We start from the raw sequence: 14,350 nt of genomic DNA on the forward strand, positions 1-14,350 counted from the left end.
TTTTTTAATCTCTGTTTTTGCTGTCTATTAAAATAGTTACGGGTCCGTCATTTACCAGGCTAACTTTCATATCGGCACCGAAAATTCCTGCCTGTATTTTTTTAGTGAATTCTTTTTCTAGGGATTTTAGAAAATTCTCATACATGGGTATTGCGAAGTCTGGTTTTGCTGCTTTTATATAAGAAGGACGATTCCCTTTTTTGGTAGAAGCATGAAGTGTAAACTGACTCACTACGATAATATCTCCGTCGATATCCTGAATTGAACAGTTCATAACGTCATTCTCATCTCCAAAAATTCTCATTTTGACAATCTTACCCACCAGCCAATCAATATCTTCCTGCGTATCGGCTTCTTCTATTCCCACTAAAACCAATAAACCTTTCTGAATATCTGCAACTTTTTTCTGATCGATTGTTACGGATGCTTCTGAAACTCTTTGCAGTACTATTCTCATTTATGTAAGTCTTAAAGTTGAAAGTCAAAAAGTGTAAAAAAGCCCTTTCGAAACTTTTTAAACATCGCCCTTTTAACTGAATTTATTTTCTCGTTTCATCACTCGCTGCACGATCATCACCATAAGTATCCGTGCGGTAATGCTCTTCGTCTCCTTCCAAAATTTTGAGGTAACTGTTATAGCGGGACCAGGCGATTTCATCTTTTTCCAAAGCGGCTTTAATGGCACAGTGTGGTTCTTCTTTATGCAAACAGTTATTAAACTTACACTGATCTTTTAATCGGAAGAATTCCGGAAAATAACCGCTTATTTCTGAAGGTTCCATATCAACAATTCCGAAACCTTTTATTCCCGGAGTATCGATAATCTGCGCATTAAAAGACAGATCGTACATTTCGGCAAAAGTAGTGGTGTGCTGTCCTTGTTTGCTTTGTTCTGAAATTACAGTAGTTTTAAGATGCAAACTTGGCTCCATCGCATTGACCAATGTCGATTTTCCAACACCTGAATGCCCGGAAAACATACTCACTCTACCCACCATCATTTCTTTTAGTTTATCCACACCTTTATTCTCTGTAGAAGAAATACGCAGGCACTTATATCCTATTTCCTGATAAATGTGCTGCAGGTAAAGCTGTTCATCCAAAGTACTTTCATCCAAAGTATCGATTTTATTAAAAATCAAAACAGCCTCAATTCCATACGCTTCGGCTGTAACTAAAAAACGATCTATGAAACTCGTTGTTGTTGGCGGATTATTAATAGTAATCAGTAAAAAAACCTGATCTATATTGGATGCAATGATATGAATCTGTTTGGATAAATTAACCGACTTACGAACGATATAATTTTTTCTTTCGTGAATATTAAAAATCGTTCCGGTTACCGCATCTGAAGTTTGCTCCAATTCATAATCAACAATATCACCTACAGCAATTGGATTGGTACTCTTAATACCCTTCATCCTAAACTTCCCTTTCATACGGCATTCTATAAAATCACCCTTTTCTGATTTTACAGTGTACCAACTTCCTGTAGATTTATATACGAGTCCTGTCATTCTTTAATTTTAGATTGCTGATTTTAGATTCTAGATTATGCTTTGAACCAAAAAATAAAAGGCAAAATTACGTTTTTAGAATTGAACAACGCAACTTCACCTTTTAAAAATAAAGACTTACTCTTAAATTGAAAGATTTACCAGATAATTTCGGCTAAAATTTCATTCTCTTTGATTTTCCCTAACTGAATCGTTTTTAAAGTTCTGGACGTTTTTCCCGCTCTTGTAATATAAATTTCGACCATTAATGTTGCCGGACCATTTTCAGTTAATTCAGTTTCTCCAAAATAATCGGTTTTAATTTTATATTTCCCCTTTATTGCATTTCGAATTATATATTGCTCCGGCCCATAACCTTCTGTAAAATCTTTAGAAAATCTTCCTCCAATTTGTGTAGAAGTATGGCTGTAATAACATTCTTCATTTGTTGGCTCAATTACATGTAAATCCAAATCAACATCCATTTGGTTCCAGTTCATAATAACTCTAATATCAACCGGCATTTTTGCAAGGTACTTTTTATCAAGCTTACCCGTTTTTATGCCAGAATGTTCTGTTATCATTCGATTAACATCCATTAGAATAATATCCTCTACACCTTCATACTGGCCACTCATTTCTCCATAATAATTCACTTCAAGCGCTTTAATTAATTGATCAAAAGCTTCTTGATATTTTCCTGCATCTTCTAGTGTTAACGCATAATCTCTGAGACTCTGTGGTTCATGCTCTCTCCATTTCACGACTTGTTTTGCAGTAAATACTGCATCATTATAATCTTTCCACTGACGCAAAGTATAAGTCAAAGTTTTATAAAGCTGGTGATTCTCTAACCCTAAATCAGCAATATTACTAAGGATCAGCAACGCTTTTTTTACATCGCCATGAATGTAGAAAAAATGAGCCACATCAAAATAAAAACTGGGGTTCCTTTCCTGTGCTTTTCGTAATTCAAAGTACAAATCATATTGTTTTTCTTTTGGAGCTGAGGCCAGTGCTTTTAAATACAATCGATCTGGATTCCAACTTTTTGTTTCTACAACTCCACTATTCCAAGAGTCCTTTTTCGTTGTTACAATAATAACTCCATTTGCCCCACTGCTACCATATGCAGAAATTCTCGACGGATCTTTCAACACCTCTACCGAAGCGATATCATCTGACTTTAAATCGGTTAATTCACCCTCATAAAACTGACCATCAACAATAATTAAAGGCTTTTTTGAATCTCCGGCTAAATAACCTCCATTAAAATTTGAATCTTCTGAAAGATCTTTATTTTTTGAAGTGCCTTTTTCAAGAGCACCTGTTAAATCTGGTTTTTTTTGAGTACCATACCCTACTACAACTATTTCTTGTAATTCTGCGCTGTTTGAAACTTTATTAATTTCTTCGCTTCCTACTTTTTTATCTTTTATCTCAGTAATTTTTGGTATATCCCCAGTAACTTCTTCCGCTTTTGCTAACACTGGCGCAACAAATTTAACCTGATCTACTTTTGGTGCAGAAGCAGTATTATATACATTGTTGTCTTCAATTACTGTCGCAGCTGTTCCTGCGCCAACAGGTTCATCTACGGTCAAGACTGCATCAGGATCTCCTTTTATAGTCTCTTGATAAACTGTGCCCTCATCTCTACCTAAACTAGGCGGCGGAAGTTGTCTTTTGTATTTATACTTAGACGCAATTTTCTGCCCTTTGTATTGAACATTCTTTTTCCACCAAATATTTAATTCCTTAAAATAATTTTCAATACTTTCCCAATTATTTTTTTGCTGCGCCAGTGTAGCATCATGTTCCTGTTTTTTAATTCGGTCAAATTCGGCACGCAATTCTGCTGGCGGCATAATATCATAAGAAATATAATCGCGAATATCTTCCAGAACAATCAATGAAGTATTCTTTGTTATGATTCCGTATTTCTTGCCCAGAAGCTCGATTTCATCTGCATTTTTGTCATATTGAAAATCGAGGTTGGCAATTTTTTTCTGCGCCCAAAGTTTTTCAATATTTACTTCTTTGGTATCTTGAATAGTAGCTTCAAGCGTAATTTTTCGTTCCAAAACTACTTGGTTTCCGTAACCAAAAAGAAGTGTAATCTCGTTTTTCGGATTCAAAGAAATCCCCGAAAAACTAAAATTTCCCGAAACCGAAGTCCCTTCTATCGGAAATACATCAGTTACCGTTAAATTCTCCTTTATTCCAAGAAACTTTAAATTAGTATTTACCAATTTATCTAAAGCAGCTTCAGCATTTATCTGATTTAAATTGATGAAGTTTCCGCCGGTTTTCATTGAAGAAAAGTTGAGAAAAGCAAAATCTGAAGAAACTGAAGAGCTAATTATGTAAACAGGTTTCTTCGTTTTGGGTAAAAGATTTTCACTCAAAGAAGATAATCCATCAGTGAAAAATAAAAATTCATCCTGGTTTTCAAAACTGATTTGTGAAAAACGAGTTCCGCCATCGTATTTTGTGTTCTCTAAAACTGTTTTTAATTCGGACCAATTTCCATCAGAAACTACAAACTCTTTTCGTTTTTCGAAAGTATAATTCAAAAAGTACAAGGTAACTTTTGTGTTTTGTATTTTCTGGAAATAAGCATTTAACAAATCCAGTTCCTTTTTTAAATCTCTGTTCTGACAGCTAAGCGAGTTATCCCAAATTAAACCAATCGAAGCCGGTGTCTTTTTCGCTGTTTTATTCCCTTCTACAAAAGTATTCCCGTAAAAATAATGTTGGCCTCCAACATCCTGCATCAATACACTTGGAAGATTTTGCTGTAATGGAATTTTAAAAACTATTTTTTCTGCAGGCTGATAGTTTTCTTTTTTGATCGAAGCCTGAAAAGATTGGTTCCATTTTGAAAAAGTAATCTCATTTCCTGAATTCTCAGTAATTGTTGGTGCCGTTGAAGCTCCTAAAACTGATACATTAATTTCAAACTGGTCTATTTTTTTTGGAAAACGACTCATCAATTGATACACCAGATTGTCTTTATCAAGAGCCGAAAGTTCTTCTTCGTAACCAATAATCACGGTTCGTTCTCCATTTGGCAGTAACGGATAAATTCTGGTTCTAAAATTATTTCCATCTACTTTCTCCAGTAATCCCGGGTCAACACGACGATGTTCAATCGCTTCAAAAACCTGTTTCCCTTTATTTTTATTAACCGGAACTGCTTCGCGTATTTTTCCGTTAATATCAATAGCATATCTGGAAACCGAAACATTTTCCGGTAACGGAAAAATAAGTTCTGCCTCCATCTGACGGGTTCCTGAATTAAAAAAGTGCATTTCGGCAGTAGTATAAGCAATGTTTCCTACCACTTTTACATTGACGAAAAGTTTGTTCATTCTCACTTTTTCAGCATCCTCTCCTTTAACTGTTAGCTCAGGACTTTGTGCTAAAGTTTTTGTTCCAATAAGCAAAAAGAAGAAAAACAATACATGCAAATTCATCCGAAAAATGCCCGGCACAGACAAAAACAATTTTGACTTCATGATACGAAAATTTAGGTTTATACTTTTATAGAGAACAAAAAACATCAAAAGGTTGGGAAGATACTATTTATTTCAAAAAAAAATCTCCAAAGCCCAAAAGCAAAGGAGATTTAATATAAAAAAACAATCTATTTTTAAAATTGTGACATAAGAAAATCGTAGAACAACGTTTAAAAAGCTTCAATTCACTTATATCACTTATGCGTTTAGAAAAAATTATGCATTGAAAACTTTTTCCTGATGACCAATACTTTCCTGGTGAATTGCTTTAAACATTCTCAAAACAAATTCTTCGGTAAGTCCTTTTTTCTCTCCTTCCAGAATCATTTTTCCTAAGATTTCATTCCAACGATTGTTTTGAAGAATCGCAACGTTTGCGTCTTTTTTCACCTGTCCAATTTCATCAGCAACTTTCATACGTTTTCCTAGCAACTCTAATAAGTTAGCATCCAAAACGTCAATGTTTGCTCTTAATTTCTTCATTTTTTGGTTGTACTCGTCTGTAGTATCATCTGTTTTTCTGATGGTCAAATCTTTTATGATTTGTTTCAAAGCATCCGGAGTTACTTGTTGAGCGGCATCACTCCAGGCATTGTCCGGATCGTAATGCGTTTCGATAATCATACCATCGTAATTCAAATCCAAAGCTTCCTGAGTCACTTCGAAAATCATGTTACGGTTTCCTGTAATATGAGACGGATCGATGATTAATGGTAAATCAGGGAATTTATTTTGCAATTCGATTGCAATTTGCCATTCCGGAATGTTTCTGTATTTTGTTTTTTCGTAAGTCGAAAATCCTCTGTGAATCACCCCTAATTTTTCGATTCCGGCCATGTGCAAACGCTCTACACCACCTAACCATAAAGCTAAATCAGGGTTTACCGGGTTTTTAACCAAAACGATTTTATCTGTTCCTTTCAAAGTATCTGCAATTTCCTGAACTGCAAAAGGGTTTGCCGTTGTACGGGCACCCACCCATAAAACGTCGATATCGTGTTCTAAAGCCAATTTACAGTGTGCTGCAGTTGCTACTTCAGTTCCCATTAATAAACCGGTTTCAGCTTTCGCTTTTTGTAACCATTTCAAACCAATTTCTCCAACACCTTCAAATCCTCCCGGACGCGTTCTTGGTTTCCAGATTCCCGCTCTGAATACGCTAACTTTTGAATCTTTCAACTCACGTGCAATCTTCAATACCTGATCTTCTGTTTCTGCGCTGCATGGTCCTGCTATCACAAGTGGGTGATTTAAATTGAAATCTTCTAACCACTTTCTCATTTCTTTCTTATTTTCCATCTTTGTTATAGTTTATTTTTTAATTGTTAATCCGTTTAGTATTTCTTTAATTTTATTGGTGCTTTCCATTTCTTCAAAAATGGCGCTATAATCTTCTTCTTTCAGCAAATCCCTAAACCGACTGAGATTTGAAATGTATGCTTCTAAAGTTTCGAGAACGTATTCTTTATTCTGCTCAAAAATGGGTGTCCACATCGCGGGAGAACTTTTGGCCAGACGCACTGTACTTTCAAATCCGCTTCCCGCCATATCAAAAATATCCTGTTCGTCTTTTTCTTTGTTCATTACCGTTTTCCCAAGCATAAATGAGCTGATGTGAGATAAATGCGACACATAAGCAATATGTTTGTCGTGCGAAACCGGATCCATGTATCGAATCCTCATTCCTATTTCGCTGAAAAGCTTCAATGCCTTTTCCTGCAATTTAAAAGTGGTTTTTTCCACCTCACAAATAATATTCGTTTTCCCTTTAAACAACCCTCTTATCGCCGCCGAAGGCCCTGAGAACTCTGTACCGGCAATTGGATGTGTAGCAATAAAATTTCTTCGTTTCGGATGACTCGCTACTGCATCGCAAATTGGTTTTTTAGTCGACCCAACTTCAAAAACAATTGTTTTGTCTCCCACTAAATCCAATACTTTTGGTAAAACCGTTAGCGCCACATCTACAGGAACCGAAACAATTACAAAATCAGCTCCTGACAAATCTTCAAAATGTCCTTCCTGATCAATAACTCCTAAATCAATTGCTTCCTGCAGGTGTTTTTCGTTACTGTCAATTCCAAAAACAGCTGCATTTGGATGTTGGTCCTTGATGTCCAACACCATCGAACCGCCAATTAATCCTATTCCTATTACGTATATTTTCATATATATATATTTTTTGATACTATTTCCTGTTATTCACTTCTCAACACAAGATAAGAATCATACACATCCGAATATTGTCCATAAACCTCAGAGCTCAATTTTACTCCCAATTTTACTTCTTTTTGAGGAAGTTCATTTAAAATTTCATTTGATTCTAAATATTTTATGGCGTTCGGCAAATTATTGCTTCTAACTAAACTATTTGCTATTACTTTACCATCTGTGATGTTATAAAGTTCTACTAATGCATAATTATTAGAATTACCAACATAAGGACTCGCCTCAAGAACAACTGACTTTACATCTTTGAAATCTCTAATATCAAATCTAATCCCTTTTGTAGTTGCATTAACAAATAATGGATTTACAGTAGGCAAACTCACTCGAACTTCTACAAATACAATTCCTCCATTTCCGTTACAAACATATTTTGTAACTTGAATTTCTGAATTATCTAATATTTTATTATTATTTAAATCAATGCCCGATTCTATTTTTACTCCACCATTCCCACAAGTACCTCCCTTAGCTTCATCTGTAATATTAACAAGACTGAGATTTCCATTTAAACCATTACATACATATGTTTTGTATTTAACTTCGTTATCATCTAGGACCCCATCTTTATTTAAATCTAATCCATACTCAACTTTTAATCCTCCATTTCCACAATTACCTCCTGAATTTTCATTAGTAGTTCTTGTTAAATTCGTATTTCCATCTGTTCCATTGCAAACATATGCGGTAGAAGTTATTTCATTTTCTTCTAAAACACCATTTTTATTAAGATCCAATCCGGAATTTATTTTTATCCCCCCATTTTCACAACTTACCCCTTTAGGCTCTTTGATCACAGTAGTTAAGCTGTTTTTTCCATTTATACCATTACAAACATATTTTGTATTTTGAACTTCATTACCATCTAATATCCCATTAAAATTATTATCTAATCCTGTTTCAATTTTTAATCCTCCATTTTCACAATTGATTCCTGGATTTTCAACCGACATATTTACTAAAGTGTTTACTCCGTTTGATCCTTGCGATCCCTCATCACCTTCACAGGCAGTAAAAGAAATTGATATAATTAAACAAAGTAGGTGTATTCTTTTCATTTTTAGTTATTTTCTTTCTTAGTATTTATTTTATTAATTTAAAAAAAGCTTCGACTTCGCTCAGCCCGACAATCTGGATAAAAAACTTGATTCTTGATTCTAAAATCTTAATCCCTAAAATCGCTCTATTGCTTCTTGTACTTTTTCTTCTTTTACACACAATGAGAATCTGATGTATCCTTCGCCGTTGCTTCCGAAAATAGTTCCCGGCGTGATAAAAATGTGTTTCTCGTATAATATTTCATCGATGAACTTCTCTGCTGATGCTATTCCTTCCGGAAGTTTTGCCCAGACAAATAAACCTACACCTTCTTTATAAACTTCGCAGCCTAATTTCTCTGCTAATTTTTCCGTTAATTCTCTACGACGTCTGTAAATTACATTCTGATCATCGAACCAACTTTTATCGCAATTTAAAGCTGCGACAGCGCCTTTCTGAATTCCGTAAAACATACCGCTGTCCATATTGCTTTTTACTTTCAAAACAGCATCGATAATTTCAGGTTTCCCTAAAACCATCCCCACTCTCCAGCCGGCCATATTAAATGTTTTACTCAATGAATTCAATTCTAAAGCTACATCCTTTGCGCCTTCAACCTGCAGCAAACTCATTGGATTATCATTCAAAACAAAACTATACGGATTATCGTTAACCAATAGTATGTTGTGTTTTTTAGCAAAAGCAACCAGTTTTTCAAATAACGTCAAGCTTCCTCTTGCACCCGTAGGCATGTGAGGATAACCCAGCCACATCAGTTTTACTTTCTCCAGCTCTAATTTCTCTAAAGCTTCAAAATCAGGCTCCCAGGAGTTAGCCTCTTTCAAATCATAATAAACCGGAACTGCTCCAACCAAATTGGTTACCGAAGTATAAGTTGGGTAACCCGGATTCGGAATTAAAACCTGATCGCCTTCATTTAAAAATGCTAACGAAATGTGCATAATTCCTTCTTTCGAACCCATCAAAGGCAAAATTTCATTATTCGGATTCAACACAACACCAAACTGGTTCTGATAAAAATCAGCCATTCCTTTTCTCAATTCCGGCAATCCCTGATAGCTTTGATAGCCATGCCCGTTTTCCTCCTGAATTGCTGCGGCTACCGCTTCAATTACTGCTTTAGACGGACTCAAATCAGGGCTTCCGATGCCCATATTGATGATAGGTTTCCCTTCAGATTGCAGTTGACGAACTTCTCTCAATTTTGAGGAGAAGTAGTATTCTTCAACTGTATCTAATCGTTTTGCTGTTGTGATCATTTTTTTGGGTTTTAGGCTTTAAGCTGTATGCTTTAAGCTCATTTAAACTTTTTAATTTGTTGTATTATTCTTTTTAACTTTATGATTTTCGACTTTTCAACTTTAAGACTCACTTAAAGGTTTTGTGTTTTTGTATTCTCCCAATACTTTAAAATATTCTGCCATAATGTTTAATAACGATTTGGCTTTTGCAAAATCCTCGTATTTCTCAAAGGTTACGTCTACAAAAAACGCATATTTCCAAGGTGTTTCAATTTTTGGAAGCGACTGAATTTTCGTCAAATTCAATTTGCAGTCACTCATTACATTTAAAACCGCTGCCAGACTGCCTCTCTTATGATCCAGTTCAAATTTAATTGAGGCTCTGTTGATTTCATTTTCCGGCAAAAATGAATTCTGCTTTTTAATGATTACAAAGCGGGTCATATTGTTTTTGATGGTTTGGATTTCAGGAGCGATAATTTCTAAATTGTACATTTCTGAAGCCGTTTTACTTGCGATCGCTGCGATTCCGGTCAATTGTTTTTCCTGAATTCTTCTTGCTGTTTCGGCCGTATCTTTATCCTCAACCAATTTAATATTTGGATATTGTTTCAAAAAATCCATACACTGCAATAAGGCCATCGGATGCGAATGAACCTCTTTTATGTCCACAATTTTCTGACCTTTTAAAGCCATTAAATTTTGGTGAATATTCAAATAATGCTCTCCGATAATGTGAATATTATTCTTATCAATCAAAGCATAATTTGGAATAATTGGTCCCGCAATCGAATTTTCGATAGCCATTACTGCCTGCTCTGATTTTCCTGAAAGCAGACTGTCAATTAATTCTTCAAAAGACAAACACTCATCAATATCCACATTTTCAGAGAAATACTCCTTCACTACCTGATGGTGAAAAGATCCTTTAATACCTTGTATTGCAATTTTCGTTGTCATATATTCAAAAAAAAATCCTGATTTGCATCAGGATTGTATATTAGTTTTATTTGTCTTTTAATTTTCTCAAATAACCATAGCACAATCCTCACTTCTACTAAAGAAGAAATAAAAAGAGTTGCTAAAATAAAAACGGTTATTAGTCATTTTGTTTGTGTTTTTCAATAAATACTCTGCGAATGTATAAATTATTTTTACCGCACCAAAAAAAATAATACTTTTTATGAAACAAAAAAGGATTTCTTAACAAATTTATGATGTTTTGTAAGATAATATAAAAATATCCTCTTAAAATGAGATATTTACAATTGGTTTTTTTTAAAGATGCTAAGATTCTGAGGTACTAAGATCCTAAGATTTTATTCGTAGCTTTTAAAAATTTGGCAATAAATATCTTAGATCTTTTTCTTATATCTCACAAATACCATTTTTCTATTTAATTTTTCAAGATTTAACTCATTCCTTAAATCATCTCTTAAGTCTTCTAATATTAAATCTAAGCTCGTTATCGTAGTTTTTTTTCATATCGTCAGCAATATTTTTAGCTAATATGATTTGATTCGTTGTTCCGAATAACTGAATCAATGCTATTGAATTTTCAATATATTCTATAAATTCTAATTCATTAAGTTCTCTATTAGAAGCATACTCCAATTTCTTCCATGCTTCAATCAAATATGTAATTCTTAAATCTTTCCTTTTATTCTCTAAATCTCTTTTTTGACCAAGTTTATGCAATATAAACCATCCAAACATTGTAATTATTGAAGTTATTAAAAGAGGAAATAGTAGTTGTATATTTAATGTCATTTCAAAATTTATTTTTTATAGCTTTCAAATGAGCCTGAACCTCTTCCCAAGAATACAATTCTGACTTTCCTTCTTCTAAGTTTTGTATCCGAATATCTAATTCTCTTTTAACATCATCAGAAATTTCTAAATCATCTTTAGAAACACTGTCCCACAATTGCTCTGCCAAAACAATTTTTTCGGCATTACTATATTTAGATAGATTTTTAATTTCCATATTTTCAGTATTAATACATTATCAATAGTACAAAATTAATTAAAAATTGCCTTGAATAGAGTAAATTAAGAACACTATTTATTTGCCCCGAATTCACGAATGATTTCAAACTATTGCAGCTTTTAAACAAAAAATCCGTGAATTCGTGGCTCTCTCGCAATCCTAAAATAATCCCGAAACCGGTGCATTCTTAATTCCAATTTTAGTGTAATCGAAATTCATTTTTTGCTGTAATAATGAGGCGTACACACTTCTAAAATCAATTTCATGTTTCAGATCTCCGTTATCCAAATTAGATAAATCAGGGTTCTTACCTAAAATTGTCCCTCTGTTGTTTCCGCCAATTATAAACATTGGCGCTGCAGTTCCGTGATCTGTGCCGTTTCCATTATCTTTAACACGTCTTCCAAATTCAGAAAAAACTACAACCGTTACATTCTGAAGCAGCTTTGCCTGTTTCAAATCCTGATAAAAACTATACAAGGCGTCATTCAGCTCCCTTAATTTTCTTTCGTGCAAAGCCAGCTGATTGTCATGAGTGTCAAATCCGCCCAGCGAGGTATAATATACTTTCGAATTTAGATTTCCTTTAATCAATCGGCCAATCCATTCCAGGTTTTTAGACAATTCTGTTTTCGAATAACTAATTTCCGACTTTGATTTTGTCAATGCCTTCTGAATTTCATCCGACCCCTCTGTAACCGAATTGGCAATTTTTCGAACAAAATCCAATTGTGGATTGTCAGACAAGGTTACATTTACTTCTTTATCTGATTTTACCTTAAATCGGTTTGGGTCTTTTACGGTTATAAAATTAGGTTCATTTCCTTTTAAGGCCAGATTATCGATCGAATCCAGATTTATTCCCGCTGTAGCCTGATGTCCATTGCATTGTAAATCTAAATAACGTCCTAACCAGCCTTCGTTACTATACTTATTAGAATCTGTTGCGGTTTGCCAAATTTCCTGACTTCTAAAGTGTGATCGGATGGGTTCAGGATAACCTACATTTTGAATTACGGTCAAATCTCCGTTTTGCTGTATCTGAGCCAGATCTTTCAATGCCGGATGAAATGCCATTCCTTTATTTTTACCAATAACAACGTCTCTATTCAAAGCTATTTTTGTACGATAGTCGTAATACAGCGGATTGTCGTACGGTATAAAAGTATTCAATCCATCATTTCCCCCATTTAACTGAACAAACACCACACATTGCTCGCCTACAATTAAACTACTCTGCGAACCAAATGCGTGTAAAAAATCAGGAAGCACCAACATTCCGCCGGTAAGAGTTCCTGTAAGCGTTAGAAAATTCCTTCTGTTCATGATAATAACTTCTAAATTAATTGATACTCGGGCAGTTTTGTAATATAATTGAAGAGCCGAATTACGGCAAAATTGGCGTGTTCCTCTTTGGGATCGAAATCGTATTTTAGTAAATTCTCCATGTCTTTTTGCATCGAATCATTTACTTTAAACAATAATCTGTTTGAAAGTTCCGTGATGATGGTTTTATTAGTACCATTGGTGTCAAAGTCCATTTTTACATCTACTTTTTCAAACTGCGGTTTTGGTTTTTCAGCATCGGCAGTCATGGTGTTCAACGTTTTTCGAGTGATACTTTTTCCTGAACAAAGTAAATCGGCTGTGTTGTTGCGCTGCAGATACACCTGAGAAGTCAGCCAGGAATTCCCTCCCTCCCAGCCTTTCACATTAACCTGATTGTATAAATCCATTCCTTGTTGCTTCAGAAAAAACAAAATCATACTCTCATCAAGATCGTCGATATGCAGTTCCTCTAAAAGCTGTAAAATGTAAACTAACGGATCTTTGATTTTGGTTCCCGAATTCTCTTTTTTATACTCTTCGGTAAAAATTTTGGTTAGTAAAGGCTGTATTTCAAATTTCACCTTTCTAAAATAATCTCCATAGTAAGTGACCAAATCTTCAGGCGGATTGTCATAAATGAACCATTTCAGAATTTTTCGGGTAATGAGATATGGAATGTTTTTCTGTTCGAAAATAATATCGACCAAATCATCTGCTTTCCAGTTTCCGGTTTTACCAAAATAGGTTTTGTCTGAATCATCTTCAGCAAACCGTCTGTAAGCAGCCCTGTTGTCGCCGTAATTGAGTCCGGCCAGAGCTCTGGCTCCGTTCTTAATGTCGCTTTCGGTGTAGTTTCCAATTCCAATAGTAAACAATTCCAATAATTCACGACTGAGATTCTCGTTGTATTTTCCTTTTTTGTTATCGACATTATCCAGATACTTTACCATAGCATTCGATTTTATGATTTGCTTGGTAAGCTCTTTAAAGTTTCCAAAGGCATGTTCCCGCAGAATCATATTGTGCTGGTAAATCCAGTAATTGACTTTTACTTTTTGAGAAGTGGAGACAAAGTGATTGTGCCAAAAGCAAACCATGTTCTCCCGTAATGGAAATTCGTCATTACGCATTTTTCCGATCCACCATTTTCTCAACTCTACAGCGGAGTAGAATTCCTTTTTCAGGGCTTTCTTTTTTCCCTCTGAATCTGCCATTTTAATAGACTCTTTAAGTTCTTTGAGTTCTACTAATGTTTTGGGATCATCTTCCAGAAAAGCGGGGAGCTGGGTATCAAATTTTGATTGATAGGACTGCTTCAGGAATTTTTCTATTCCTAATTTTTCAATCGAATCGGATTCTTTTCCGGAAAAACCCAATCGTAATGACCAAAGATTGCTTTTTTTCATAATTCAGAAATTATTACAATAAGACTTGACTTTCTCTTAAAGGTTTAAAGAGAAGGTTCTGAGATGCTTAGTTACTAAGGTG

Annotated in this window: 12 protein-coding genes; all 12 read right to left on the reverse strand. The window is 34.6% G+C overall.

Going from position 1 to position 14,350, the window contains the following annotated elements:
- Nucleotides 1-4: 4 nt before the first annotated feature.
- The 12 genes from dtd to LNQ34_RS06105 all read right to left on the reverse strand — a co-directional run bounded on the left by dtd (nucleotide 5) and on the right by LNQ34_RS06105 (nucleotide 14,268).
- A complete protein-coding gene (gene dtd, locus LNQ34_RS06050) occupies nucleotides 5-457 on the reverse strand; it encodes a D-aminoacyl-tRNA deacylase (protein WP_202702565.1) in 453 nt (150 codons plus the stop codon).
- Nucleotides 458-539: 82 nt separating this feature from the next.
- Nucleotides 540-1,517 carry a ribosome small subunit-dependent GTPase A gene (rsgA, locus tag LNQ34_RS06055; RefSeq protein ID WP_202702566.1) on the reverse strand — a complete coding sequence of 326 codons (978 nt, stop codon included), beginning with the start codon at nucleotides 1,515-1,517 and terminating at the stop codon, nucleotides 540-542.
- A 137-nt stretch (nucleotides 1,518-1,654) separates the two neighbouring features.
- Nucleotides 1,655-5,017, reverse strand: a complete 3,363-nt coding sequence (locus LNQ34_RS06060) for a DUF2135 domain-containing protein (RefSeq protein WP_229998959.1) — start codon at nucleotides 5,015-5,017, stop codon at nucleotides 1,655-1,657.
- A gap of 216 nt (nucleotides 5,018-5,233) precedes the next feature.
- Complete coding sequence (locus LNQ34_RS06065) at nucleotides 5,234-6,316, reverse strand: bifunctional 3-deoxy-7-phosphoheptulonate synthase/chorismate mutase type II (RefSeq protein ID WP_070906531.1); 1,083 nt, start codon at nucleotides 6,314-6,316, stop codon at nucleotides 5,234-5,236.
- 12 nt (nucleotides 6,317-6,328) lie between these two features.
- The gene (locus tag LNQ34_RS06070) at nucleotides 6,329-7,186 is read right to left on the reverse strand and encodes a prephenate dehydrogenase (RefSeq protein WP_017496172.1); all 858 of its coding nucleotides are present in this window, start codon (nucleotides 7,184-7,186) and stop codon (nucleotides 6,329-6,331) included.
- Between the two features lie 29 nt (nucleotides 7,187-7,215).
- Nucleotides 7,216-8,301 carry a DUF7151 family protein gene (locus tag LNQ34_RS06075; protein ID WP_229998960.1) on the reverse strand — a complete coding sequence of 362 codons (1,086 nt, stop codon included), beginning with the start codon at nucleotides 8,299-8,301 and terminating at the stop codon, nucleotides 7,216-7,218.
- 114 nt (nucleotides 8,302-8,415) lie between these two features.
- A complete protein-coding gene (locus tag LNQ34_RS06080; protein ID WP_229998961.1) occupies nucleotides 8,416-9,561 on the reverse strand; it encodes a pyridoxal phosphate-dependent aminotransferase in 1,146 nt (381 codons plus the stop codon).
- A 102-nt stretch (nucleotides 9,562-9,663) separates the two neighbouring features.
- The gene (locus LNQ34_RS06085; RefSeq protein ID WP_229998962.1) at nucleotides 9,664-10,503 is read right to left on the reverse strand and encodes a prephenate dehydratase; all 840 of its coding nucleotides are present in this window, start codon (nucleotides 10,501-10,503) and stop codon (nucleotides 9,664-9,666) included.
- Between the two features lie 468 nt (nucleotides 10,504-10,971).
- Nucleotides 10,972-11,313: a hypothetical protein gene (locus LNQ34_RS06090; RefSeq protein ID WP_229998963.1), complete on the reverse strand. Its 342-nt coding sequence runs from the start codon at nucleotides 11,311-11,313 to the stop codon at nucleotides 10,972-10,974.
- Nucleotide 11,314: 1 nt separating this feature from the next.
- Nucleotides 11,315-11,530 (reverse strand): addiction module protein, encoded by a 216-nt coding sequence (locus LNQ34_RS06095; protein ID WP_202703822.1) that lies wholly within the window; start codon nucleotides 11,528-11,530, stop codon nucleotides 11,315-11,317.
- A 162-nt stretch (nucleotides 11,531-11,692) separates the two neighbouring features.
- Nucleotides 11,693-12,859 (reverse strand): DUF1501 domain-containing protein, encoded by a 1,167-nt coding sequence (locus LNQ34_RS06100; RefSeq protein WP_202703821.1) that lies wholly within the window; start codon nucleotides 12,857-12,859, stop codon nucleotides 11,693-11,695.
- 11 nt (nucleotides 12,860-12,870) lie between these two features.
- On the reverse strand, nucleotides 12,871-14,268 hold the full coding sequence (locus tag LNQ34_RS06105) for a DUF1800 domain-containing protein (RefSeq protein WP_229998964.1): 1,398 nt from the start codon (nucleotides 14,266-14,268) through the stop codon (nucleotides 12,871-12,873).
- Nucleotides 14,269-14,350: the final 82 nt, after the last annotated feature.

This window comes from Flavobacterium lipolyticum (genome assembly GCF_020905335.1).
GTDB lineage: Bacteria > Bacteroidota > Bacteroidia > Flavobacteriales > Flavobacteriaceae > Flavobacterium > Flavobacterium lipolyticum.

Excerpts from the sequence above, each read along its gene's own strand:
- dtd (WP_202702565.1), bottom strand. The coding sequence starts at position 457 with ATGAGAATAGTACTGCAAAGAGTTTCAGAAGCATCCGTAACAATCGAT.
- rsgA (WP_202702566.1), bottom strand. The coding sequence starts at position 1,517 with ATGACAGGACTCGTATATAAATCTACAGGAAGTTGGTACACTGTAAAA.
- LNQ34_RS06060 (WP_229998959.1), bottom strand. The coding sequence starts at position 5,017 with ATGAAGTCAAAATTGTTTTTGTCTGTGCCGGGCATTTTTCGGATGAAT.
- LNQ34_RS06065 (WP_070906531.1), bottom strand. The coding sequence starts at position 6,316 with ATGGAAAATAAGAAAGAAATGAGAAAGTGGTTAGAAGATTTCAATTTA.
- LNQ34_RS06070 (WP_017496172.1), bottom strand. The coding sequence starts at position 7,186 with ATGAAAATATACGTAATAGGAATAGGATTAATTGGCGGTTCGATGGTG.
- LNQ34_RS06075 (WP_229998960.1), bottom strand. The coding sequence starts at position 8,301 with ATGAAAAGAATACACCTACTTTGTTTAATTATATCAATTTCTTTTACT.
- LNQ34_RS06080 (WP_229998961.1), bottom strand. The coding sequence starts at position 9,561 with ATGATCACAACAGCAAAACGATTAGATACAGTTGAAGAATACTACTTC.
- LNQ34_RS06085 (WP_229998962.1), bottom strand. The coding sequence starts at position 10,503 with ATGACAACGAAAATTGCAATACAAGGTATTAAAGGATCTTTTCACCAT.
- LNQ34_RS06090 (WP_229998963.1), bottom strand. The coding sequence starts at position 11,313 with ATGACATTAAATATACAACTACTATTTCCTCTTTTAATAACTTCAATA.
- LNQ34_RS06095 (WP_202703822.1), bottom strand. The coding sequence starts at position 11,530 with ATGGAAATTAAAAATCTATCTAAATATAGTAATGCCGAAAAAATTGTT.
- LNQ34_RS06100 (WP_202703821.1), bottom strand. The coding sequence starts at position 12,859 with ATGAACAGAAGGAATTTTCTAACGCTTACAGGAACTCTTACCGGCGGA.
- LNQ34_RS06105 (WP_229998964.1), bottom strand. The coding sequence starts at position 14,268 with ATGAAAAAAAGCAATCTTTGGTCATTACGATTGGGTTTTTCCGGAAAA.